This is a genomic window from Oceanobacillus luteolus (genome assembly GCF_023715655.1).
GTDB lineage: Bacteria > Bacillota > Bacilli > Bacillales > Amphibacillaceae > Oceanobacillus > Oceanobacillus luteolus.
On sequence record NZ_JAMBON010000002.1, the window covers coordinates 70,889 to 91,725 of the forward strand.

The following is a 20,837-nucleotide window of genomic DNA, read 5'->3' on the forward strand; positions in this document are numbered from 1 at the left end:
AAATAATGCCAAGAAGTATTATTGAAATAGCAGGAGCAATAAATACCATGTATGAAAAAATTTATGCGTACGATCGAGAAGAAAATGATATGACCGAGATGAAAATGCATAAGTTGTTGTATTTTGCTCAAAAACAGCATTATCAAAACTTCGGTGAGTGGTTGTTTGAAAACGAATTCGAGGGATGGGTTCACGGTCCTGTAAACAAAGAAGTCAGAAGATTTTTCGAGTGTTTGCCAACCATACAAGCTGACGAATTAACTTTAGAAGAGGAATACACAATTCGAGAAGTGCTTCATAATTACGGTAAGTATTCCGCATATCATTTACGTGAACTAAGTCATCAAGACGAAGCCTATAAGGCATCTCGACGAGGATTGTCCCCAAACGAAAGAGGGGAAGAAATAATAACTAAAGAAAATATTGTATCAGATATCGCAGAAGAACAAGCAGTAGAACAAAATGAAATAATTTACCAGTGAATGTTCGGGGAGGAGAGAGTTTGAGGTGTCAGATCCACAAAACAACATAGGGAAAATCTGTAAGTCCCTAGAAAAGTATTTCGATGCTGGGGCAGGGCGTGTACGAGTTAAATCTAGACCTGTCCTCATCATCGGTTGTGAACAAAATTATACATCTCCGTCTGACGTAGATTACGAGATACTACCAATTTCTAAGATAGATAATTTTGAACCAGATGAAGATTTTGATGTTTTACTCGACGAAGAAGACATTCAAGAACTTAGTTTACATCAGGTGTCATACATAAGAACGCATAAGACCACATGGAATCATTGCAGACACATGAGAGTAGAAGATCCAATCGGTGACCTAAAGTCCACTTTTCCAGAGAAGTTTGATGAAATTATACTTAAAAACCATGAGTGGGTCCTAAGTAGAACAAATAGGGTTGTCTCAAAAAAGATAAAAGTTGAAATTAGTGAAGAAGAATACATAGATGATTTATCGTTTTAATTGAGCCTCGTTGTAGGCCTTTTTTATGCCTTGAAATAGAACGAATATTCGTAACTATGTACGTTTGTAAGATAAAGAAATCCCTTTGGATAATATATTGGGTGCTCATATTCATCATAAGTGATATTATATAGGTAAAAAGTGGGGGAGGGTACTATAGTGAATAAAGTGGCGCTTGCGTTAAATGTTGTAGGGGCATTAGCTATACTTGGAGGAATAATTGTAGGTTTTTCTAGCTATCAAGAACCACTACCAGGATACACTTATATTACAGAAGAAAATTATAGTGTTTTGTTTACATGGATCGGGGTGGGTTTAATCAGTGGAATCATGATGTTTGGATTTGCTGAGATTATTAATTTATTGGATAAAATCAAAATGGGCATTTATAAAGACAGCAATAAAAGTGGAAATGAAAAGGAACCTGGAAAAGCTACAAAGTATATTGAGGAAATTTTAAATAAGAAATGATTAAAGCAGGAGATTAAGGCTCCTGCTTTTTGTTTATCCAATTCTAACTTATTCTCTAACGAACCATCTAACACAGTTCAAACAATCTATCATATTTAATAGAAGAAACAGCTTCGAATAGATAGTTTAATAGGTTTTGAAAACCAGTGAAACAGGCTCCGTTGGTTTCCGGTACCAGGTTTGTCGGGGGTTCGAATCCCTCTGGGCGCGCTTATAAAATTGATATTGACAAGGGCATGGAGCTAATTTCATCCCTTGTCTTTTTTCTTTTAGCAACTAACCACGTAAGTAATATCTTCTATTCTTACAGTTCTATCCTTCTTCGTGCAAATCCTTCTTCTGCTTTAAAAAAATTTCCATATTGGAACGTTCTTGCTGCATTATCATTCGATAAGTCTGGGGAACTATAATTCTTATGTAATTACGTTAGGCCACTGTTGTCATTCTCTAGATGTGTATACAATTGATTGTAACTCTATAGATGGAACCGATGAGCTACATATTTTAGCTATAGGTAGTAAGAAAAGCATCTCATACGAGGTGCTATTTATTTTGGCATCAATGATTCAATGACAAAAATCAGAAGTTTCTTTGATGATATAGAATACGTGTCTCCAAATTAGCACAGTACTTGGACATGGATAATAAATAACTATGTAACATGGTCGGTGAGCATTAAAGAGATGTTTTACCACGAAATCAACGGATTAAATAGGTGGCTAGTCCAAGCGGGCAAGCTACTTTTTAAATAAGAATATTAGTAGGAGGAGATTTTTATGGCAAAGATTTATCTAGACCCAGGACATGGTGGAACAGATTCAGGAGCTCAAGGTAATGGTCTACAAGAAAAAAATGTTACATTAGCAATTGCCTTAAAAACGCGTGATTTCCTTTATAGAGACTATGAAGGGCATTCCGTTCGATTAAGTCGTACCGGTGATCAAACACGCTCTCTAAACTATCGGACAAATGATGCAAACAGCTGGGGCGCAAATTACTTTGTTTCTATTCATATCAATGCTGGCGGTGGCGTTGGTTATGAGGATTATATTTATAATGGAAGTATATCCAGCCAAACAATCACCTACCGAGATCGTGTTCATGCCGAGATCATGAAGCAGGTGGACTTTAACAATAGGGGGAAAAAGCGGGCCAACTTCCATGTGCTTCGCGAAAGCAGAATGCCAGCGATATTAACCGAAAATGGATTCATTGATAATGCTGGGGATGCAGCTAAATTAAAATCTGATGATTACCTTAACAGAATTGCGCTGGGGCATGCGAATGGTATTGCGTCAGCATTAGGTTTAAGACGTAAAACTGGTGGAGGCGGTGGAAACACGTACATCGTTAAAGAAGGAGATACATTATGGAGCATTGCTCAAGCCCATAATATTACTGTTTCTGAACTAAAGAGCTTGAACAATTTAACTAATGATATAATATATCCCGGGCAAGTACTAATTGTTACTGGTGCGGTTTACCATACCGTTCAATCCGGTGAAACACTATGGGGAATTGCCCAACTTTATGGTACAACTGTAGACGCAATTAAGAATTTCAACGGTTTAACAGGTGATACTATTCAACCGGGGCAACGACTAAGGGTAAAATAACTAAAAGCTAGGGTGTAGAAAACCCTAGCTTAAGTTTTTTACTTATTGATAGAAATGTAGAACCGAGAAAATGGAAAGAAAAGCAATGAAGTATAAACCCTAAACTGCAGTTGGTTCTTAAAGATGATGCAGCGATTGAAGTTAAATACTAAAATACTTTCACAAGCGAAATATGAATGTTAAGGAAATTAGTTTTTCTTGAATTATGTATATTACTTTATCTCAGTTTCAATTCATCATAAATTGCCTCAACGGCCTGGTCGACTCCGAGGTTATCAATTTGGACACGAATATGATGGTCTTGATAGATTGCTTGACGATCGTTAAATAATTTCTCGATATCATCTAAGCTTTTTTCCTGCAACAACGGCCGCGTAGGGCTGAGGATACTAATTCTCTCTTTCCAGAATTCCCATGTCATGTCTAGAAACACAACAATGCCATGCTCCAAACAGGCTTGGCGAATTTCTTCCTGCTTGAAAGCACCACCACCAAGAGAAATCACTTTACCTTCCATTTGACAAGTCTCCATCACAATCTCTCTTTCAGTTTTCCGGAAATCATTTTCTCCGTAGACGCTAAAGATATCCACTGTTTTCATATTATATCTTTCTTCAATTTCAGCATCGCTATCGATAAAACCGTATTGCAACTTGCGGGCCAGTTCTTGTCCGATAGTCGTTTTGCCAACCCCCATAAAGCCTATTAAAATTATACTTTTTCTCAATCTCTTCACCCTGCTTATTAGTTTTCTTCACGAATGATCTCTCTTGCTAAGCGATCAGCTTGTTGGTTCTGCTTCTCTGGTATCCACTTAATGAAAAATAATGGGAAATGACTACTTAATTGCTGAATCTGCTCAAGCAATGGAAGATAGTCTTTGTTCTTCGTAAATTCTTTCTCAATTGTATCTACTACTACTTTTGAATCGGAACGAAATGAGAGTACCTCATTCGGATATTTTTCCTTGCATAACTCTAAAGCTTTAATGACGGCATGAAACTCTGCTTCATGATTGGAATAGATGCCGATTTGAAAGGAGTGTTCCTCGTAAATCGTGCTGGATTTGAATACAATCCCAATTCCGCTTTTTCCTGGATTTCCTTTGGAAGCACCGTCAGTATAGACTTCTATCAATCAGTTCACTCTCCTTATGATTAGTAGTATAAGCTATTTTTCTATCGATGTAAAAATATTATTTTGTACATAATTCACAATAGAAAAATTATAGTTATTAACGGGTATTTAACCGTCAATTGTATGATTTATCGTTGATTATTTCTTATATAATCTAAATAAATAATATTACCGTTCTTGCTATTTTAGATAATTTTCAGTATATTAATATAAAAGCGATGTCCCTATATAAAAATGGAGGGGGAAAAATGGAAGATGTAATTTTGGAATTAAGCGGGCTTAGCACGCATTTTTTTACCGACCAAGGAGAAATTCCTGCTGTTGATAAAGTTAGTTTTCGCGTACATAAAGGAGAAGTAGTCGGTGTAGTTGGAGAATCCGGCAGTGGAAAAAGTGTCACTTCCTTATCTATCTTACAACTTATCCCAAGCCCTCCCGGAAAAATTGTTAGCGGTTCCATACGCTATAAAGGAGAGGACTTGGCTAAAGCAACAGAAAAACGGATGAAGCGGATCCGAGGCAATGAAATTTCGATGATATTCCAAGAGCCAATGACCTCGTTGAATCCGGTATTTACTATTGGTAATCAAATGCGGGAAGCTATCCGGATCCATCAAAAAATAAGTAAAAAGGCGGCTACTGAAAAAGCAATCCAGATGTTAAAGCTTGTCGGCATTCCTCGGGCGGAAGATATTGTCAATGAATATCCGCATCAATTATCTGGAGGTATGCGACAACGGGTAATGATTGCTATGGCCATGTCAAGTGATCCTAGTCTGCTGATTGCGGATGAGCCGACAACTGCACTTGATGTAACGATTCAGGCGCAAATACTTGACTTGATGAAAAAAATCAATAAAGAAGAGCATACGAGTATCCTGCTGATAACTCATGATTTAGGAGTAGTAGCGGATATTTGTGACCGTGTCGTTGTCATGTACGCTGGTCAAGTAGTCGAAAAAGGGACGACGCGTGAAATATTAAAGGACCCACAACATCCATATACTCAGGGGCTGATTCGATCGTTGCCGAAGCTGCACGGAAGGGAAGAAAAACTCTATTCGATTCCGGGAACAGTTGCTAGACCGAAGAAAGATCGTGTTGGTTGCCGTTTTGCTCCTCGATGCGAGTTTGCGTTTGAACGTTGCTTTAAAGAAAATCCCGAATTGTACCAATTAGGGGATGGTAGGGAAAGTCGCTGCTTTTTACATACAGAAAAGAAAGGGGAGCGATTAGAGGATGCAACAACCAATACTTGAAGTAAACGGATTGAAGAAATACTTTCCTATCCATGGTGGAGTGCTTGGAAAAAAAGTTGGGGAAGTGAAGGCTGTTGATGATGTCTCCTTTCAAGTTCGTCCAGGAGAAATTCTCGGGATAGTTGGAGAATCAGGCTGTGGTAAATCAACAACTGGAAAATCTATTCTACGACTGATTGAACCTAGTGAAGGTGAAGTGAAATTTGAAGGACAAGATATCACAACATTTGGTTCGGAAGAAATGCGTAAACTTAGAAAGGATATGCAAATCATTTTCCAAGATCCGTACGCGTCATTGAACCCTAGACATACGGTAGAAAAAATTATAGGTGAACCTTTACTCGTACACGGAATGAAATCGAAAAGCGAAAGGAAAAAACGGGTTCAGGAATTATTGGAGGTCGTTGGTTTAAGTGCTTATCATGCATCAAGATATCCCCATCAATTCAGTGGAGGACAAAGGCAGCGTATTGGAATTGCCAGGGCATTGGCGAATAATCCAAAATTAATTATTTGTGATGAACCAGTTTCTGCACTTGATGTCTCCGTGCAATCACAAATTTTGAATTTGATGGAAGAGTTACGTGATGAGTTTAATTTGACGTACATATTCATTGCGCATGATTTAAGCGTTGTTAAACATATAAGTGACCGGGTTGGAGTCATGTATTTAGGGAGGATGGTGGAACTTACCGATAAAGAGAAATTGTATGAAGAGCCGAAACATCCGTATACCCAGGCATTATTGTCAGCGGTGCCTGAACCAGATCCAGACATCGTTAAAGAGAGGATCATTTTGGAAGGTGATGTGCCTAGTCCAGCGAATCCACCTGCTGGTTGTGCTTTTCATACGAGATGTCCATTTGCAATGGATATCTGCTCCCAAATAAGACCAGAATTTCAACCTGTCGATAATCAGCATTTTGTTGCATGTCATTTATATGATGGCAGGCAATAAAATATATATTTATAAAAAAACAAAAGGGGGATAACTATGAGGTTACGATTATCTTTACTGGCTGCTTTATTCTTAGCCTTTGTGCTATTTCTCGCAGCATGTAGCGGGGATGGTGGCGCAAATCCGGATGAATCATCTGATGATGCAGCAGCCGAAACGGATGAAACAGCAGATGGAGAATCTGAAGGAGAAGCTGAAGAAGCAAGTGCATCAGGTGATGGAGTATTAGTATTTGCTAGAGGTGGAGATTCTGAAAGCCTTGATCCTGGAAGTACGACAGATGGGGAATCTTCACGGGTTACACAGCAAGTATTAGAGGGGTTATTAACGTTTGAAAAAGATTCCTTTGAATTGAAACCTGCGCTTGCCCATGATTGGGAGGTTTCAGAAGATGGTTTGAAATACACTTTCTATCTGGAAGAAGGGGTTACCTTCCATGATGGCACTCCGTTTAATGCTGAAGCCGTGAAAGTGAATTTTGAACGTTGGGCTGATCCAGAGCATGAGTATGCTTTTGCTGATGAAGGTTATGTTTATTCCATGTATGGCACCATGTTTGGTGGATATAAAGGAGAAGAGGGACATGTCATTGAAGAAATCAATGTTGTTAATGACTATGAGATTGAGTTTGTCCTGAACCAACCTTTAGGGTTCTTCCTTCAAAATCTTGGGATGAGCTATTTTGCAATCACATCTCCAGCAGCACTGGAAGAGTATGGGCCGGAAATCAATGAGAATCCGGTGGGTACTGGACCATTCAAATTTGTGAGCTGGACGAAAGATGACTCGATTATTCTTGATAAGTTCGAGGACTATCGAGTAGAAGGTCTACCGAAACTGGATCGGGTTATTTTTGAAGTGATTCCTGATAATGCTGCTCGACTCATTGCTCTTCGTTCTGGTGAAATTGATATTATGGATGGATTGAACCCGGATGATGCGGCAGGTGTTGAAGCAGAAGATGGTTTAGAGCTTCTGACAAGATCTGAAAATAACTTTGGGTATGTAGGTTTTAACACTCAAAAGGAACCTCTGGATAAGGTGGAGGTCCGTCAAGCGATCAACTATGCGATTGATAAACAAGCTATTGCAGATGCATTGTATGCCGGATATGCCACAACGGCGAAAAATCCGTTGCCACCAGGATATCTTGGATACAACGATGATGTAGAAGCTTATGGATATGACCCAGATAAGGCGCGTGAACTGTTAGCAGAAGCAGGGTTTGAAGATGGTTTGGATATTGAATTATGGACCATGCCTGTAGCAAGACCGTATATGCCAGACCCTGAAACGGTATCCCAGATTGTGCAAAATAATCTAGCGGATGTTGGCATAAACGTTACAATCGTCCGTGAAGAGTGGGCACCATATTTAGAAAAGACGTTACAGGGTGAGCATCAGCTCTTCATTCTTGGTTGGTCTGGAACAAACGGTGACCCGGATTACTTCTTAAGCAGTCTGTTACATGGTTCAAACGTAGGAAGCAGTAACCGTACATTCTACGTAAACGAAGAGGTTGATGAGTTGTTGGACGGCGCTAAACGTGCTATCGATCAAGACGAGCGCGCTGAATTATATGCCAAAGCTCAAGAGTTGATCTCCCAAGACTCGCCAATGGTGACACTTGTGCACTCTACACCTGTAATGGCTACAACAAGCAAGGTGAAGAACTATGTGCCACACCCATCAACAAGTGAGTCCCTGGCAGAAGTAGAATTAGTCGAGTAAATCTAATGTAAGGAATGATAGGGATAGTAGTCTATTGCTGCTATCCCTATATTTATCAGGGGTTAAACAGCCCGTAAATCCCTAATGCTTATCTATTTACGCTCCAATAAGAGGAAAGAATTTTAACATACTACACATTTATAAATTAACCTGTAATGACTTAATGTAGGGGAGGCTGAAAGATGGTCACTTATATCATTCGCCGCTTACTGATGCTTATCCCTGTCTTGATTGGGATGACGCTCATCACATTTTCCATTGTCCATCTCATACCTGGTAACCCAGCGCAGGTGATTTTGGGGGAAACAGCTACCGGCGAGGCGATTGCAAATTTAGAAGAAACGATGGGATTAAATGAACCATATTTTGTTCAATACTGGAACTATCTTTTAGATTTATTGCAAGGTGATTTAGGAACTTCATTACGATCAAAAGCGGAAATTTCTAGTGAAATATTACCGTACATAGCAGCAACTTTTGAGCTGACGTTTTTTGCAATGCTATTTGCCATTATTGTAGGAGTCAATGCTGGGATTATTAGTGCTTGGAAACAAAATTCCTGGTTTGACTTTTTGGCGATGCTTTTTGCATTAGTTGGTGTATCTATGCCTGTATTCTGGCTAGCATTAATGGAGCAGTGGATATTCGCTCAGGAGCTTGGTTGGCTACCGGCGTACGGCAGGCAAGATAGTAGAGATCCGATAGCCGCAATCACGCATCTTTATGTACTTGATTCATTGATTCATCTTGATTTTGCACGTGCATTCACGATACTAAAGCATCTAATATTGCCGAGTATCGCTCTTGGTACCATTCCAATGGCGATCATAGCGCGGATGACCAGATCAAGCATGCTTGAAGTGATGAAATCTGATTATATCCGTACAGTCCGTGCAAAAGGCTCTGGCCAATTTCTGGTGATTTACAAGCACGCACTTAAAAACGCGATGATACCAGTAGTCACTGTTATTGGTTTACAGACTGGTGTGCTGTTAGGGGGAGCGATTCTTACCGAAACGATTTTCAGCTGGCCGGGGGTCGGCAGGTATGTATATGAGGCGATCAACTATCGTGATTATCCTGTCATACAGTCAGGAATCCTCGTCATCGCCTTCATCTTTGTGATGATTAATTTATTCGTTGATATTTTATACAAAAAATTAGACCCAAGGATTAAATATTAGGAGGTGGGACAAGTGAAGCTGGATGAAAAAAATGCTCAGCAAATCGTTCCAAATCCTGTTGATCCGGGTCAAGCTATGGAAGCTGACGAAATCGAAGCGATTTCTCCGTGGAAGGATACATTCAGGCAATTAAGGAAAAATCGATTTGCAATTATTGGCTTTACGATCATTATTTTCTTTATTTTGGTAGCAATCTTTGCTCCGTTATTTACGAGCTATACATATCACCAACAAGACCTGGTGAATCGATTGCAGCCACCATCAGCAGAATTCTGGCTCGGTACGGATCATTTAGGGAGAGATATTTTTACAAGGCTCGTTTATGGTGCGAGAGTTTCTTTGATGGTTGGGTTTATAGCCGTAACTGGAGCGTTGGTGTTTGGGACACTGCTAGGCGTAACCGCGGGTTATTTCGGCCGTTGGGTTGATATGATCATTTCTCGTATTTTTGATATACTGCTAGCTTTTCCGAGTATTCTATTAGCGATTGCCATTGTCGCGATTTTGGGACCTTCTTTGGAAAATGCCCTTTTGGCGATTGCGATTATCAATATACCGATATTCGGTAGACTTGTCCGTTCCCGAGTCATCAGCTTACGGGAGGAAGAATATATCATGGCTGCCAAGGCACAAGGGATGAAGAATGGTAGAATTATCTTTCAGCATATTTTGCCGAACAGTATTGCGCCAATCATCGTCCAGTCAACGCTAGGATTTGGAACTGCAATTTTAGAAGCAGCCGCTTTAGGTTTTTTAGGTCTGGGAGCGCAGCCACCAACACCAGAATGGGGACAGATGTTGGCAGATTCCCGAGACTTCATTCAGTTGGCCCCTTGGACGGTTATTGTTCCTGGTGTGGCAATCATGCTTGTTGTGTTAGGATTCAACCTGATTGGCGACGGATTGCGAGATGCGTTGGACCCGAAAATGAAGAATTGACAGTTGTAAAATACACTTTGCTTTTTTAGCAAGTGTATTTTACTTTGATAATAAGAAAGATTGTATATATAGTAGAATTAGAGATGAAGCAAAGTGCGGGAAGGAGCTGTAACAAAATGAAACAACATTTAGTTCAACAGCAAACAATCCAGCGAAAACTAAATCAGTCCCTCATTCAATCGATACAATTACTACAGTTCACTTCCATAGAGCTGTATGAATATATCGAAGAAATTGTAAAGGAAAATCCTTTGATTGAAGAAGTCGTTTATGACTCGGATATGCAGTCCCACTCGTTCCGTTCCTCTGAAACCGTATCCATGGAAGGAATGAATGCTGCTGAAAAGACACTATATGACCGTTTAAAAGAACAACTATTTACGATACATATTCCCGAGGATTTGCTTCCTATCGTTGAATTTGGTATATATTCATTAAATGAAAATGGTTATTTAGAAATCACCTTAGAAGAATGGGCAGAAAACTGTTCAACTCCGCTGACGGTTGTTGAAGAAGCATTACAAGTAATCCAACAACTTGAACCGAATGGGGTTGGTGCTCGTAACCTAGGTGAGTGTATCCATTTACAATTACGTCATATGGAAGACTACCAATCTTATATGGAAGACTTGCTTCATAACCACTTGGATTGGATCGCCGATTTTAATTATGATGCAATCAAAAAAGAATATCATATTGAATCAGATGAGATTACAGAGCTGATGAAAATGATTCAAGCATGTAATCCAAAACCTGGAAAGTTACTGGATACATCAGAAGTGGAATACATCGTTCCTGAAGCAAAAATTTATAAAGAAGATGATACATGGAAAATTTCATTCTATAATTGGAGTGTTCCGAAGCTGGTCATTAATCCACTTTATGAAAACATCGAAGATAAGCAGGCTGCTGAATTCCTGAAAAGGAAACGTGAGCAATTGAATTGGCTGGAGGGAGCCATAAAGTATCGGACAGCTACCATAGAGCTAGTCATCCGCAAAGTAGTCGAAAAGCAGTTGCAATTTTTTGAACAAGGTTTATTGCATCTTGAGCCGATGACCTTGAAAGACGTGGCCGATGAATTGGATTTACATCCATCGACAATCAGTCGTACAATCAGCAATAAATATGTGGAGACGCCTCATGGTGTTTTTGCTATTAAGTTCTTTTTTCAGACGGGCATTAAACAAAATGGAGAGAAGATAGCAGCTATTGTAATAAAACATATGATAAAGAATGTGATAGATGGTGAAGATAAAAATCATCCATTATCGGATGAGAAAATCAAAGAAATATTGAGCGAGCAGTATTCTTTGGAAATCGCACGGCGAACCGTGATGAAATATCGCCAGGAATTGAATATCCCAGCTTCATATAAAAGAAAGGAGTAGGACGGGACTTGCATATTATTTTTTACACCAAAGAAGTATGTTCTTTATGTGATGATGCAGAAGGTTTGCTTTCCGCATTGGAATCAGAATATCCACATACGATTGAAAAGAGGGATATTTATACAAAAGACGAATGGTTGGAAGAATACCAGCTTTTGATTCCAGTAGTAGAGGTAAATGGTGAACAACTAAATTGTGAGCAGATCAATTATGATTCGTTAAAAGCCTTGTTACATAAGCACCAGAAGAGAGATTGAAAAATCAATCTCTTTTTTTATGTTCATTTTCTTTGTAAAAAAAAATGACTATGTTATAATGAAATCATGAAGAGGGACACAAAACGTCTATCCTTGGACAATAGTTGTCCAGAAGGAGGGGTATGAACATGAAAGGAATCGTCAACCTTCAAAAGCAGCTCGTCCCAGATTTGTTGCAAGTCATGATTGAACGGTTTACGATTTTACAGTCTGTTCGATTATACCAGCCAATCGGGAGGCGGGCCCTCAGCGAGAATGTGGATCTGACAGAGCGACAAGTCCGCAGTGAGGTTGATTTCTTGCAAGCACAGGGTCTTCTGGACATCACAAGTAAAGGGATGTTTGTTACAAAAGAAGGCGCCCTCCTGTTAGAAAACCTCGCAGATTACATGAGTGAATTAAGAGGTCTTCATGTTTTAGAAAATCGAATTAAGGAAAAGCTATCTATAGCCAATGTGATTATTGTACCTGGTGATAGTGATGAACAGGAATGGGTCAAACAAGAGATGGGGAAAGCATGTGTCACGTATTTGAAATCCATCATCTCAACGAATAATACAATAGCAGTCACCGGTGGAAGTTCGATAGCAGCAGTAGCCAATGTGATGACCCCTTTAAATAAGGAAGAAGATTATCTTTTCGTTCCTGCTAGAGGAGCACTTGGTGAAAAAGTGGAAAACCAGTCCACAAGAATAGCTGAAGAAATGGCGAAAAAATCCCGTGGGAATTACAGTTTGCTTTATGTGCCAGATCCTTTAAGTGAAGCAGCCTATCAAAGTTTGATGGAAGAGCCTTCCATCCAAGATATTGTAGGTAAAATAAAGCAGGCGGATATTGTTCTGCACGGAGTCGGAGATGCTCTGAAAATGGCATATCGACGGAAAACTTCAGCTGAAATTATTGGCAGGTTAAAAGAGAAGCAAGCTGTGAGTGAAGCATTTGGTTATTATTTCGACCAGTCGGGAAATATTGTCCATAGAGTTCGTACAGTCGGATTGCACTTGGAAGACTTGAAGACAATCCCCCATGTCATCACCATTGCTGGTGGGAAATCTAAAGGAAAAGCACTTGCATCCTATTTCAAAACGGGTAAAAGTGAGCTTCTTATCACGGATGAAGCTTGTGCAGAAGAGATTTTAAAAGGGTAAAAGCCTTTTAAATAAATATATCAATTACTATATTTTTATAAATTAGGGAGGCAATATCATGGCAGTAAAAGTTGGTATTAATGGGTTTGGTAGAATTGGTCGTCTTGCACTTCGTAACGCACTTGAGAATAAAGAAGTAGATGTAGTAGCAGTCAATGACTTGACAGATGCTAACATGCTTGCACATCTTTTGAAATATGACTCTGTTCATGGTCGTATGAACGAGGAAGTTAAAGCAGAAGGATCCAGCATTTTTGTTGGAGAGAAGGAAATCAAAGTTTATTCTGAAAGTGATCCAGCGAATATCCCTTGGACTGAACTAGGCGTAGAAGTTGTAATTGAATCTACAGGTCGATTCACAAAACGCGATGCAGCTCAAAAACATATTGATGCTGGTGCTAAAAAAGTTATTATTTCTGCACCTGCTCAAGAAGAGGACCTTACTATTGTAATGGGTGTAAATGATGATAAATATGATCCTGCACAACATCATGTTATTTCAAACGCATCTTGTACAACAAACTGTATCGCACCATTCACAAAAGTATTAAATGACAGCTTTGGTGTAAAACGCGGGTTGATGACAACAATCCACTCTTATACAAATGACCAGCATACTCTAGATTCACCGCATAAAGATTATCGCCGTGCACGTGCAGCTGCAGAAAACATTATTCCTACAACTACTGGTGCTGCAAAAGCGGTTGGTAAAGTATTACCTGAACTTAATGGTAAGCTTAACGGTATGGCTGTTCGTGTACCGACTGCAGACGGATCTCTAACTGATCTTGTAGTGGAATTAGAGAAAAATGTAACTGCTGAAGAAGTAAACAATGCGTTCAGAGAAGCAGCTGAAGGTCCTATGAAAGGTATCTTGGAATATACAGAAGACCCAATTGTTTCTTCTGATATTATCGGAAACAAACATTCTTCTATTGTTGACGGACTTTCAACAATGGTAATGGAAGACAACTTAGTTAAAGTTGTTTCATGGTATGACAACGAATATGCATATGCAGCACGTTGTATCGATCTTGTAGTGTTCATGAATAATAAAGGTCTATAATCTAACCCGACGAATTGTATAGATTCTGGAAGCGGAGGAGGAAGAAACATCCTCCTCCGCTTTTTCATTTATCTATTACAATACATAAATAAAAAACTAATAATCATTCCATGTATTCCCTCTTAATAACAAGCGTTTCATGTGGACCTGTTATATAATGATTAATGGTTAGTATGCTAGGGAAACCTAAACACTAGTAGATTTTTTCTATTACCATTTGGGAGGTTAGTAAGATGCAGAAGAAAACGATGAAAGACTTTGATGTAAAAGGGAAAAGAGTGTTCTGCCGAGTAGATTTCAACGTACCAATGAAAGATGGGCAAGTCACTGATGATACTCGAATCAAAGCGGCAATCCCAACAATTGAATATTTAACAGAAAATGGTGCGAAAGTAATTTTAGCAAGTCACTTAGGCCGACCAAAAGGTAAAGTGGTAGAGGAATTAAGATTGGATCCTGTCGCAGAACGATTGAGCAATTTAACCGGTAAAGAAGTGACAAAAACAGATACAGTGTACGGTGAAGAAGTGAGTGAAGCTGTGTCTAACTTAAATGACGGTGACATTCTATTGATTGAAAATGTCCGCTTTGAAGCGGGTGAAGAAGCGAACGATCCGGCACTTGCAGAGGAATTCGCGAAGATTGCTGATTTGTACGTTAATGATGCTTTTGGAGCTGCTCACCGTGCTCATGCTTCAACCGTTGGTGTTGCTGAGAAGTTACCGGCAGCGGCAGGCTTTTTAATGGAAAAGGAAATTGAAGCTCTCGGTAATGCTTTATCAGATCCGAAGCGCCCGTTTACAGCAATTATAGGCGGAGCAAAAGTAAAAGATAAAATAAACGTGATTGATAATCTTCTTGATAAAGTGGATAACTTGATAATCGGTGGAGGGCTGGCTTATACATTTATTAAAGCGCAAGGCCATGAGATTGGAAAGTCACTTCTTGAAGAAGACAAGTTAGATTTAGCGAATGAATTCATCGCAAAAGCAAAAGAAAAGAATGTAAACTTCTTGATGCCGATTGATACTGTAGTTGCAAGTGATTTTTCAGATAGTGCAGATACGAAAATTGTACCTGTAGATGAGATTCCGGCTGATTGGGAAGGACTGGATATCGGTCCTGATACAAGAGAGCTTTATCGTAAAACAATTCTTGAATCTGCTTTAATTTTATGGAACGGACCGATGGGTGTGTTTGAAATGAACTCATTCGCCGGAGGTACCCGAGAAGTTGCCCAAGCACTAGCAGATACAGAAGGATTCTCCATCATCGGTGGAGGGGATTCGGCTGCTGCGGTTGAGAAGTTTGGCTTGGCGGAACAAATGGATCACGTATCAACTGGTGGCGGTGCTTCCCTTGAATTCATGGAAGGAAAAGTATTGCCAGGTTTAGCTGCTTTAAATGATAAATAATAAGGGGAGGATGAAATCATGCGTAAGAGAGTAATTGCAGGAAATTGGAAAATGAATAAAACAGCGAATGAAGTAAAAGAATTTGTTGAATCTATTCGAGAAAAAGTTCCAGCTTCTGAAAAAGTGGAAGCTATTGTCTGTGCGCCATTCCCATATTTAGCAAAACTAGTTGAGGATACTGCGAACACAAACATTAAAGTTGCGGCACAGAATATGCATTTTGAAGATAGTGGAGCTTTCACAGGTGAGGTAAGCCCGGTTATGTTGAAAGATATCGGTGTTACCCACGTCATTATTGGTCATTCCGAAAGAAGAGAGTTTTTTGCGGAAACAGACAATACTGTAAATCAAAAAACAAAAGCTGCTCATCATCACGGTTTAGTCCCAATCGTTTGTGTTGGTGAAAGCTTAGAACAACGGGAAGCGGATGAAACTGTACAGCATGTCCGCAACCAAGTGACAGAAGCATTAAAAGGCTTATCAGAAGAGGAAGTATCTCAAACCATCATTGCATATGAACCGATTTGGGCAATTGGAACAGGAAAGACAGCATCAAGTGAAGATGCAAATGAAGTATGCCGTGAAATTCGTCAAGTCGTAAAAGAATTGACTTCTGAAGATGCAGCAGAAAAGGTAATTATCCAATATGGCGGCAGCGTAAAGCCTGCAACAATCGATGAGCTATTGAGTCAGTCTGATGTAGACGGAGCTTTAGTTGGTGGAGCAAGTCTCGAGGCGGATTCCTTCCTATCCCTTGTGGAGGCAGGTACAAAATGAGTCAGGATAAGTTAGCAGCACTAATCATCTTAGATGGATTTGCATTACGGGACGAAACGAAGGGAAATGCTGTTAAACTAGCGCATACGCCTAACTTTGATCGCTATTGGAACAACTATCCACACAACCGATTAACGGCAAGTGGAGAAGCGGTTGGATTACCAGATGGACAAATGGGAAACTCTGAAGTGGGGCATCTGAATATCGGCGCTGGCCGAATCGTTTATCAGAGCCTGACTCGAGTGAATTTGGCAATTCGTGAAGGTGATTTTTTCCAAATCGATGCCTTCCTTCAAACTATCCATAAGGCAAAAACAAGTGAAAAAGCGCTCCATCTATTTGGATTATTATCAGATGGCGGTGTCCATAGTCATATTAATCATTTGTTTGCATTGCTTGAACTTGCTAAAGCGAATGATTTGGAAAAAGTATATGTCCATGCATTTCTAGACGGCCGTGACGTTGGTCCGAAGACAGCGGGAGATTATATCCGTCAAACGGAAGAAAAAATGGCTGAGCTTGGAGTTGGACAGTTTGCGACGATTTCTGGACGCTACTATTCCATGGACCGCGACCGTCGCTGGGATCGTGTGAAAAAAGCCTATGAAGCCATGGTACATGGAAAAGGACCAAAATATCATAAGCCAATTGATGTAGTTTATGATTCCTATGAGCAAGGTGTTGTCGATGAATTTATCCTTCCATCTGTCATTGTAGATGATAACGGTGAACCTATCGGAAAGATTGAAGATAATGATTCCATCATTTTCTATAACTTCCGTCCAGATCGCGCGATTCAAATCTCAAGGACCTTTACTGATGCAGACTTCCGCGATTTTGAACGTGGGGATAATGTTCCGCAAGATATCGATTTTGTAACTTTTACAAATTATAGTGATGATATCAATAGTTCAGTAGCTTTTGGACCGACTAATCTACGTAAAACTGTAGGAGAAGTGATCTCGGATAACGGATTGAATCAGCTCCGCATTGCTGAAACGGAAAAGTATCCGCATGTCACTTACTTTATGAGTGGTGGTCGTCATGAAGAATTTCCAGGAGAAAAACGTATTTTAATTGATTCACCAAAAGTTGCGACGTATGATCTAAAACCGGAAATGAGTGCCTATGAAGTGACGGATGCCTTGATGAAGGAATTGGAAGAAGGGAATCAGAATGCAATTATCCTTAACTTCGCCAACCCAGATATGGTTGGACATTCTGGAAAGTTAGAACCGACAATTAAGGCAATTGAAGCAGTGGATGAATGTTTAGGCAAGATTGTCGATAAAATTATCGAACTTGGTGGTACTGCGATTATTACGGCAGACCACGGTAACTCAGATGAAGTTACTACATTAGATGGTAATCCAATGACGGCTCATACGACTAATCCGGTACCGGTCATTGTAACAAAACAAGGTGTTGCCTTAAGAGATGGTGGTATCTTGGCTGACTTGGCACCTACTTTACTTGATGTGCTGGGGATAGAGAAACCAGATGAGATGACAGGTAATTCCTTGCTAATTGATAAAAATTAAGCTTTACTTAAGCTAGATGAAAAAAGGAGAGATGTTAACATGCCATACATTACTGATGTTTATGCAAGAGAAGTATTAGACTCCCGTGGGAACCCGACAGTTGAGGTTGAAATTTCAACAGAATCCGGTGGTTTCGGATCTTCACTAGTTCCAAGTGGTGCTTCAACTGGTGAATATGAAGCAGTTGAACTTCGTGATGGAGATAAAAGCCGTTACCTTGGAAAAGGTGTTGAAAAAGCAGTTAAAAATGTTAATGAGATTATCGCTCCAGAATTAATCGGTCTTGATGTTACAAGACAAAACGTGATTGATGCTCTATTGATAGAGTTGGATGGCACAGAAAACAAGGGTAAATTAGGTGCCAACGCTATTTTAGGCGTATCTATGGCTGCTGCTCATGCTGCATCCAGCTATCTAGATCTTCCACTTTACAATTATCTTGGTGGATTTAACGCAAAAGTATTGCCGACTCCGATGATGAATATCTTGAACGGTGGAGAACATGCGGATAATAACGTGGATATTCAAGAATTCATGATTATGCCGGTTGCTGCTCCAACATTTAAAGAAGCGTTACGCATCGGTACGGAAATCTTCCATTCCTTGAAGAAAGTTCTATCTGACAAAGGCCTAAACACCGCTGTTGGTGATGAAGGTGGATTTGCTCCTAACCTTTCTTCAAACGAAGAAGCATTACAGACAATCATTGAAGCGATTGAAGCTGCTGGTTACAAACCAGGTGAAGAAATTAAACTTGCAATGGACGTAGCCGCTTCTGAGATTTACGAAGATGGTAAATACAACCTTAAAGGTGAAGGTGTCGTTCGTACTTCTGAAGAAATGGTTGACTGGTATGAAGAGATGATCAATAAATACCCTATCGTTTCGATTGAAGATGGTCTTGATGAAAATGACTGGGAAGGCTTCAAGTTGTTGACGGACCGTATCGGCGACCGAGTTCAACTAGTTGGTGATGACTTGTTCGTTACTAATACTGCTAAGCTTTCTGAAGGAATTGAAAAAGGTGTAGGAAATTCCATCCTCATCAAAGTGAACCAAATTGGTACACTTACTGAAACGTTTGAAGCAATTGAAATGGCGAAACGTGCTGGATACACAGCAGTAATTTCTCACCGTTCTGGGGAAACAGAAGACGCGACAATTGCAGATATTGCAGTAGCAACGAACGCAGGTCAAATCAAAACTGGTGCACCATCCCGTACAGACCGTGTTGCGAAATACAACCAATTGTTACGCATTGAAGATGAACTCGCTGGCTTAGGTGAGTACGCAGGCGAAACAGCATTTTACAACTTAAAAAAATAAATCTATAGAAAATACCCTAGGCTGAATTTAGTCTAGGGTATTTTTATGCTTAACTTTCTAGGTTGTCATGTTCTAAAATTGCTAGAACAACGGAAGTTCTCCTTATGCGTCCTTAGATGCTTTCTAAGGACGCGAATGGAGAGGGGAATGCCCTGTTACTTGTAGTTATAACCCTTGTAAGTACATGAATAGGCATGGGGATGGCTTGATTCGTGTTCTTATAGCCTTTATAAGGACACGAATGGACATAAGAATGCATTGATACTTGTTCTTATATGCTTTGTAAGTGCATGAATAGGCATGGGGATGGACTTATTCGTGATCTTATAGTCTTTATAAGGACACGAATGGACATGAGAATGCAGCGATACTTGTTCCTATATGCTTTGTAAGTGCATGAATAGGCATGGGGATGGACTCATTCGTGTCCTTATACCCTTTATAAGGACACGAATGGACATGAGAATGCATTAATACTTGTTCTTATATGCTTTGTAAGCGCATGGATAGGCATTGGGATGGACTTATTCGTGTTCTTATAGTCTTTATAAGGACACGAATGGACATAAGAATGTATTGATACTTGTTCTTATATGCTTTGTAAGTGCATGAATAGGGATGGGGATGGACTTATTCGTGTTCTTATAGCCTTTATAAGGACACGAATGGACATGAGAATGCAGCGATACTTGTTCTTATATGCTTTGTAAGTGCATGAATAGGCATGGGGATGGACTTATTCGTGTTCTTATAGTCTTTATAAGGACAAGAATGGACATGAGAATGCAGGATTACTTGTACTTAGACCTCTTGTAAGTACATGAATAGGAACGACGATGAGTTAATTCCTGTTCTTATAGCTTTACAAGGACATGAATGGACAGGAGAATACATGGTTACTTGTACTTATAACCCTCGTAAAGACTGGAATACCTCAAATGTCCACTTCCTGTCCTTACAGCAAAGAATACCCTCCTACTCATTGTTCTTATTGTAGTGAGGTTACAGTATCGTTATAATCAATTTGAATGGGGGATGTACATGGATATATTACGAACGATAAAAGAAAGGCGTTCCACGCTTGCATTTAAAAATGAAGAGATCGATATTGCGACCTTAAAGGAGATATTTACATATGGTTCCTATGCACCAACCCACTATATGTCAGAAGCATGGCGAATTAAGCTTTATCAAGGAAAAGGAAAACAAATACTAGTCCAAGCCATTTTAAACAGTTATCAGCGTGTTGGGATGCTCCCCAAAGGTGATTCACCAAAAGCAGTTCGTTCCAGGGAGTCTATCGGTAATTTTCTCTTGACGATTCCACATCATGCACTGATTTATTATGAAAAACCGCAAGACCGAATCCGTAATGAAGAAGAGTACTCATCGATTGCTGCATTTATCCAAAATTGTCAGCTTGCAGCTTGGGAATATGATATTGGAATGCTTTGGACGATAACGCCTTATATGCATGATGAACAGTTCATCAAAGAAATTGGGCTGGACCCAGATAAACATAAAATTTCAGCTGTCTTGCAAATTGGTTATCCAGAAAAAGTGACGAGGGATAAGGGGAGAAAACCTGTTAAGGAGTTTCTTGAGGTAATCGAATAAAGAGTAAATATGGATATTTACGGTAAAAG

20 protein-coding genes are annotated in these 20,837 nt (G+C 39.7%); 18 read left to right on the plus strand and 2 right to left on the minus strand.

Features of this window, described 5'->3' with window-relative positions; translation table 11 throughout:
* Positions 1–5: 5 nt before the first annotated feature.
* The 4 genes from M3210_RS03095 (at position 6) to M3210_RS03110 (ending at position 3,062) form a co-directional block, all read left to right on the plus strand.
* Entirely contained in the window at positions 6–482 is a 477-nt protein-coding gene (locus tag M3210_RS03095) for a Panacea domain-containing protein (protein WP_251511306.1), read from the plus strand.
* 25 nt (positions 483–507) lie between these two features.
* Positions 508–975: a hypothetical protein gene (locus M3210_RS03100; RefSeq protein WP_251511308.1), complete on the plus strand. Its 468-nt coding sequence runs from the start codon at positions 508–510 to the stop codon at positions 973–975.
* A gap of 159 nt (positions 976–1,134) precedes the next feature.
* Entirely contained in the window at positions 1,135–1,446 is a 312-nt protein-coding gene (locus M3210_RS03105) for a hypothetical protein (RefSeq protein ID WP_251511310.1), read from the plus strand.
* Positions 1,447–2,222: 776 nt separating this feature from the next.
* Complete coding sequence (locus M3210_RS03110; protein ID WP_251511318.1) at positions 2,223–3,062, plus strand: N-acetylmuramoyl-L-alanine amidase; 840 nt, start codon at positions 2,223–2,225, stop codon at positions 3,060–3,062.
* Between the two features lie 217 nt (positions 3,063–3,279).
* Here M3210_RS03110 and M3210_RS03115 read toward each other — a convergent pair whose 3' ends face one another.
* Entirely contained in the window at positions 3,280–3,798 is a 519-nt protein-coding gene (locus M3210_RS03115; protein WP_251511319.1) for a shikimate kinase, read from the minus strand.
* Between the two features lie 8 nt (positions 3,799–3,806).
* Complete coding sequence (locus M3210_RS03120) at positions 3,807–4,199, minus strand: ribonuclease HI family protein (protein ID WP_251511320.1); 393 nt, start codon at positions 4,197–4,199, stop codon at positions 3,807–3,809.
* Positions 4,200–4,447: 248 nt separating this feature from the next.
* Here M3210_RS03120 and M3210_RS03125 point away from each other — a divergent pair, with 248 nt between their 5' ends.
* From M3210_RS03125 to M3210_RS03190, 14 genes are all read left to right on the plus strand, one after another.
* Complete coding sequence (locus M3210_RS03125; protein WP_251511321.1) at positions 4,448–5,458, plus strand: ABC transporter ATP-binding protein; 1,011 nt, start codon at positions 4,448–4,450, stop codon at positions 5,456–5,458.
* The gene (locus M3210_RS03130; RefSeq protein WP_251511323.1) at positions 5,439–6,416 is read left to right on the plus strand and encodes an ABC transporter ATP-binding protein; all 978 of its coding nucleotides are present in this window, start codon (positions 5,439–5,441) and stop codon (positions 6,414–6,416) included. The genes M3210_RS03125 and M3210_RS03130 overlap by 20 nt, the downstream gene beginning before the upstream one ends.
* Positions 6,417–6,452: 36 nt before the next feature.
* Positions 6,453–8,147 carry an ABC transporter substrate-binding protein gene (locus M3210_RS03135; RefSeq protein ID WP_251511324.1) on the plus strand — a complete coding sequence of 565 codons (1,695 nt, stop codon included), beginning with the start codon at positions 6,453–6,455 and terminating at the stop codon, positions 8,145–8,147.
* Between the two features lie 182 nt (positions 8,148–8,329).
* Positions 8,330–9,331: an ABC transporter permease gene (locus tag M3210_RS03140; RefSeq protein WP_251511325.1), complete on the plus strand. Its 1,002-nt coding sequence runs from the start codon at positions 8,330–8,332 to the stop codon at positions 9,329–9,331.
* A 75-nt stretch (positions 9,332–9,406) separates the two neighbouring features.
* A complete protein-coding gene (gene nikC, locus M3210_RS03145; RefSeq protein ID WP_251511717.1) occupies positions 9,407–10,270 on the plus strand; it encodes a nickel transporter permease in 864 nt (287 codons plus the stop codon).
* Positions 10,271–10,386: 116 nt separating this feature from the next.
* Entirely contained in the window at positions 10,387–11,661 is a 1,275-nt protein-coding gene (gene rpoN / locus M3210_RS03150) for an RNA polymerase factor sigma-54 (protein WP_251511326.1), read from the plus strand.
* A gap of 8 nt (positions 11,662–11,669) precedes the next feature.
* On the plus strand, positions 11,670–11,918 hold the full coding sequence (locus tag M3210_RS03155; RefSeq protein ID WP_251511327.1) for a glutaredoxin family protein: 249 nt from the start codon (positions 11,670–11,672) through the stop codon (positions 11,916–11,918).
* A 128-nt stretch (positions 11,919–12,046) separates the two neighbouring features.
* Positions 12,047–13,066, plus strand: coding sequence for a sugar-binding transcriptional regulator (locus tag M3210_RS03160; RefSeq protein WP_251511328.1), 1,020 nt, complete (start codon positions 12,047–12,049; stop codon positions 13,064–13,066).
* 58 nt (positions 13,067–13,124) lie between these two features.
* Positions 13,125–14,132, plus strand: coding sequence for a type I glyceraldehyde-3-phosphate dehydrogenase (gap, locus tag M3210_RS03165; RefSeq protein ID WP_251511332.1), 1,008 nt, complete (start codon positions 13,125–13,127; stop codon positions 14,130–14,132).
* 233 nt (positions 14,133–14,365) lie between these two features.
* Complete coding sequence (locus M3210_RS03170; protein WP_251511335.1) at positions 14,366–15,547, plus strand: phosphoglycerate kinase; 1,182 nt, start codon at positions 14,366–14,368, stop codon at positions 15,545–15,547.
* Between the two features lie 18 nt (positions 15,548–15,565).
* Positions 15,566–16,324, plus strand: coding sequence for a triose-phosphate isomerase (tpiA, locus tag M3210_RS03175; RefSeq protein WP_251511336.1), 759 nt, complete (start codon positions 15,566–15,568; stop codon positions 16,322–16,324).
* On the plus strand, positions 16,321–17,865 hold the full coding sequence (gpmI, locus tag M3210_RS03180) for a 2,3-bisphosphoglycerate-independent phosphoglycerate mutase (RefSeq protein WP_251511337.1): 1,545 nt from the start codon (positions 16,321–16,323) through the stop codon (positions 17,863–17,865). Before tpiA ends, gpmI begins: the two co-directional genes overlap by 4 nt.
* A 39-nt stretch (positions 17,866–17,904) precedes the next feature.
* Positions 17,905–19,191 carry a phosphopyruvate hydratase gene (eno, locus tag M3210_RS03185; RefSeq protein WP_251511338.1) on the plus strand — a complete coding sequence of 429 codons (1,287 nt, stop codon included), beginning with the start codon at positions 17,905–17,907 and terminating at the stop codon, positions 19,189–19,191.
* A 1,041-nt stretch (positions 19,192–20,232) separates the two neighbouring features.
* Positions 20,233–20,808, plus strand: a complete 576-nt coding sequence (locus tag M3210_RS03190) for a nitroreductase family protein (protein ID WP_251511339.1) — start codon at positions 20,233–20,235, stop codon at positions 20,806–20,808.
* The last annotated feature ends 29 nt before the right edge of the window (positions 20,809–20,837 follow it).

Bases quoted from the DNA above. Each gene is read 5' to 3' on its own strand.
- gap (WP_251511332.1), top strand. From the start codon at position 13,125: ATGGCAGTAAAAGTTGGTATTAATGGGTTTGGTAGAATTGGTCGTCTT.
- M3210_RS03095 (WP_251511306.1), top strand. From the start codon at position 6: ATGCCAAGAAGTATTATTGAAATAGCAGGAGCAATAAATACCATGTAT.
- M3210_RS03130 (WP_251511323.1), top strand. From the start codon at position 5,439: ATGCAACAACCAATACTTGAAGTAAACGGATTGAAGAAATACTTTCCT.
- M3210_RS03170 (WP_251511335.1), top strand. From the start codon at position 14,366: ATGCAGAAGAAAACGATGAAAGACTTTGATGTAAAAGGGAAAAGAGTG.
- rpoN (WP_251511326.1), top strand. From the start codon at position 10,387: ATGAAACAACATTTAGTTCAACAGCAAACAATCCAGCGAAAACTAAAT.
- M3210_RS03135 (WP_251511324.1), top strand. From the start codon at position 6,453: ATGAGGTTACGATTATCTTTACTGGCTGCTTTATTCTTAGCCTTTGTG.
- M3210_RS03110 (WP_251511318.1), top strand. From the start codon at position 2,223: ATGGCAAAGATTTATCTAGACCCAGGACATGGTGGAACAGATTCAGGA.
- M3210_RS03125 (WP_251511321.1), top strand. From the start codon at position 4,448: ATGGAAGATGTAATTTTGGAATTAAGCGGGCTTAGCACGCATTTTTTT.
- M3210_RS03140 (WP_251511325.1), top strand. From the start codon at position 8,330: ATGGTCACTTATATCATTCGCCGCTTACTGATGCTTATCCCTGTCTTG.
- M3210_RS03160 (WP_251511328.1), top strand. From the start codon at position 12,047: ATGAAAGGAATCGTCAACCTTCAAAAGCAGCTCGTCCCAGATTTGTTG.
- M3210_RS03190 (WP_251511339.1), top strand. From the start codon at position 20,233: ATGGATATATTACGAACGATAAAAGAAAGGCGTTCCACGCTTGCATTT.
- tpiA (WP_251511336.1), top strand. From the start codon at position 15,566: ATGCGTAAGAGAGTAATTGCAGGAAATTGGAAAATGAATAAAACAGCG.
- nikC (WP_251511717.1), top strand. From the start codon at position 9,407: ATGGAAGCTGACGAAATCGAAGCGATTTCTCCGTGGAAGGATACATTC.
- gpmI (WP_251511337.1), top strand. From the start codon at position 16,321: ATGAGTCAGGATAAGTTAGCAGCACTAATCATCTTAGATGGATTTGCA.
- eno (WP_251511338.1), top strand. From the start codon at position 17,905: ATGCCATACATTACTGATGTTTATGCAAGAGAAGTATTAGACTCCCGT.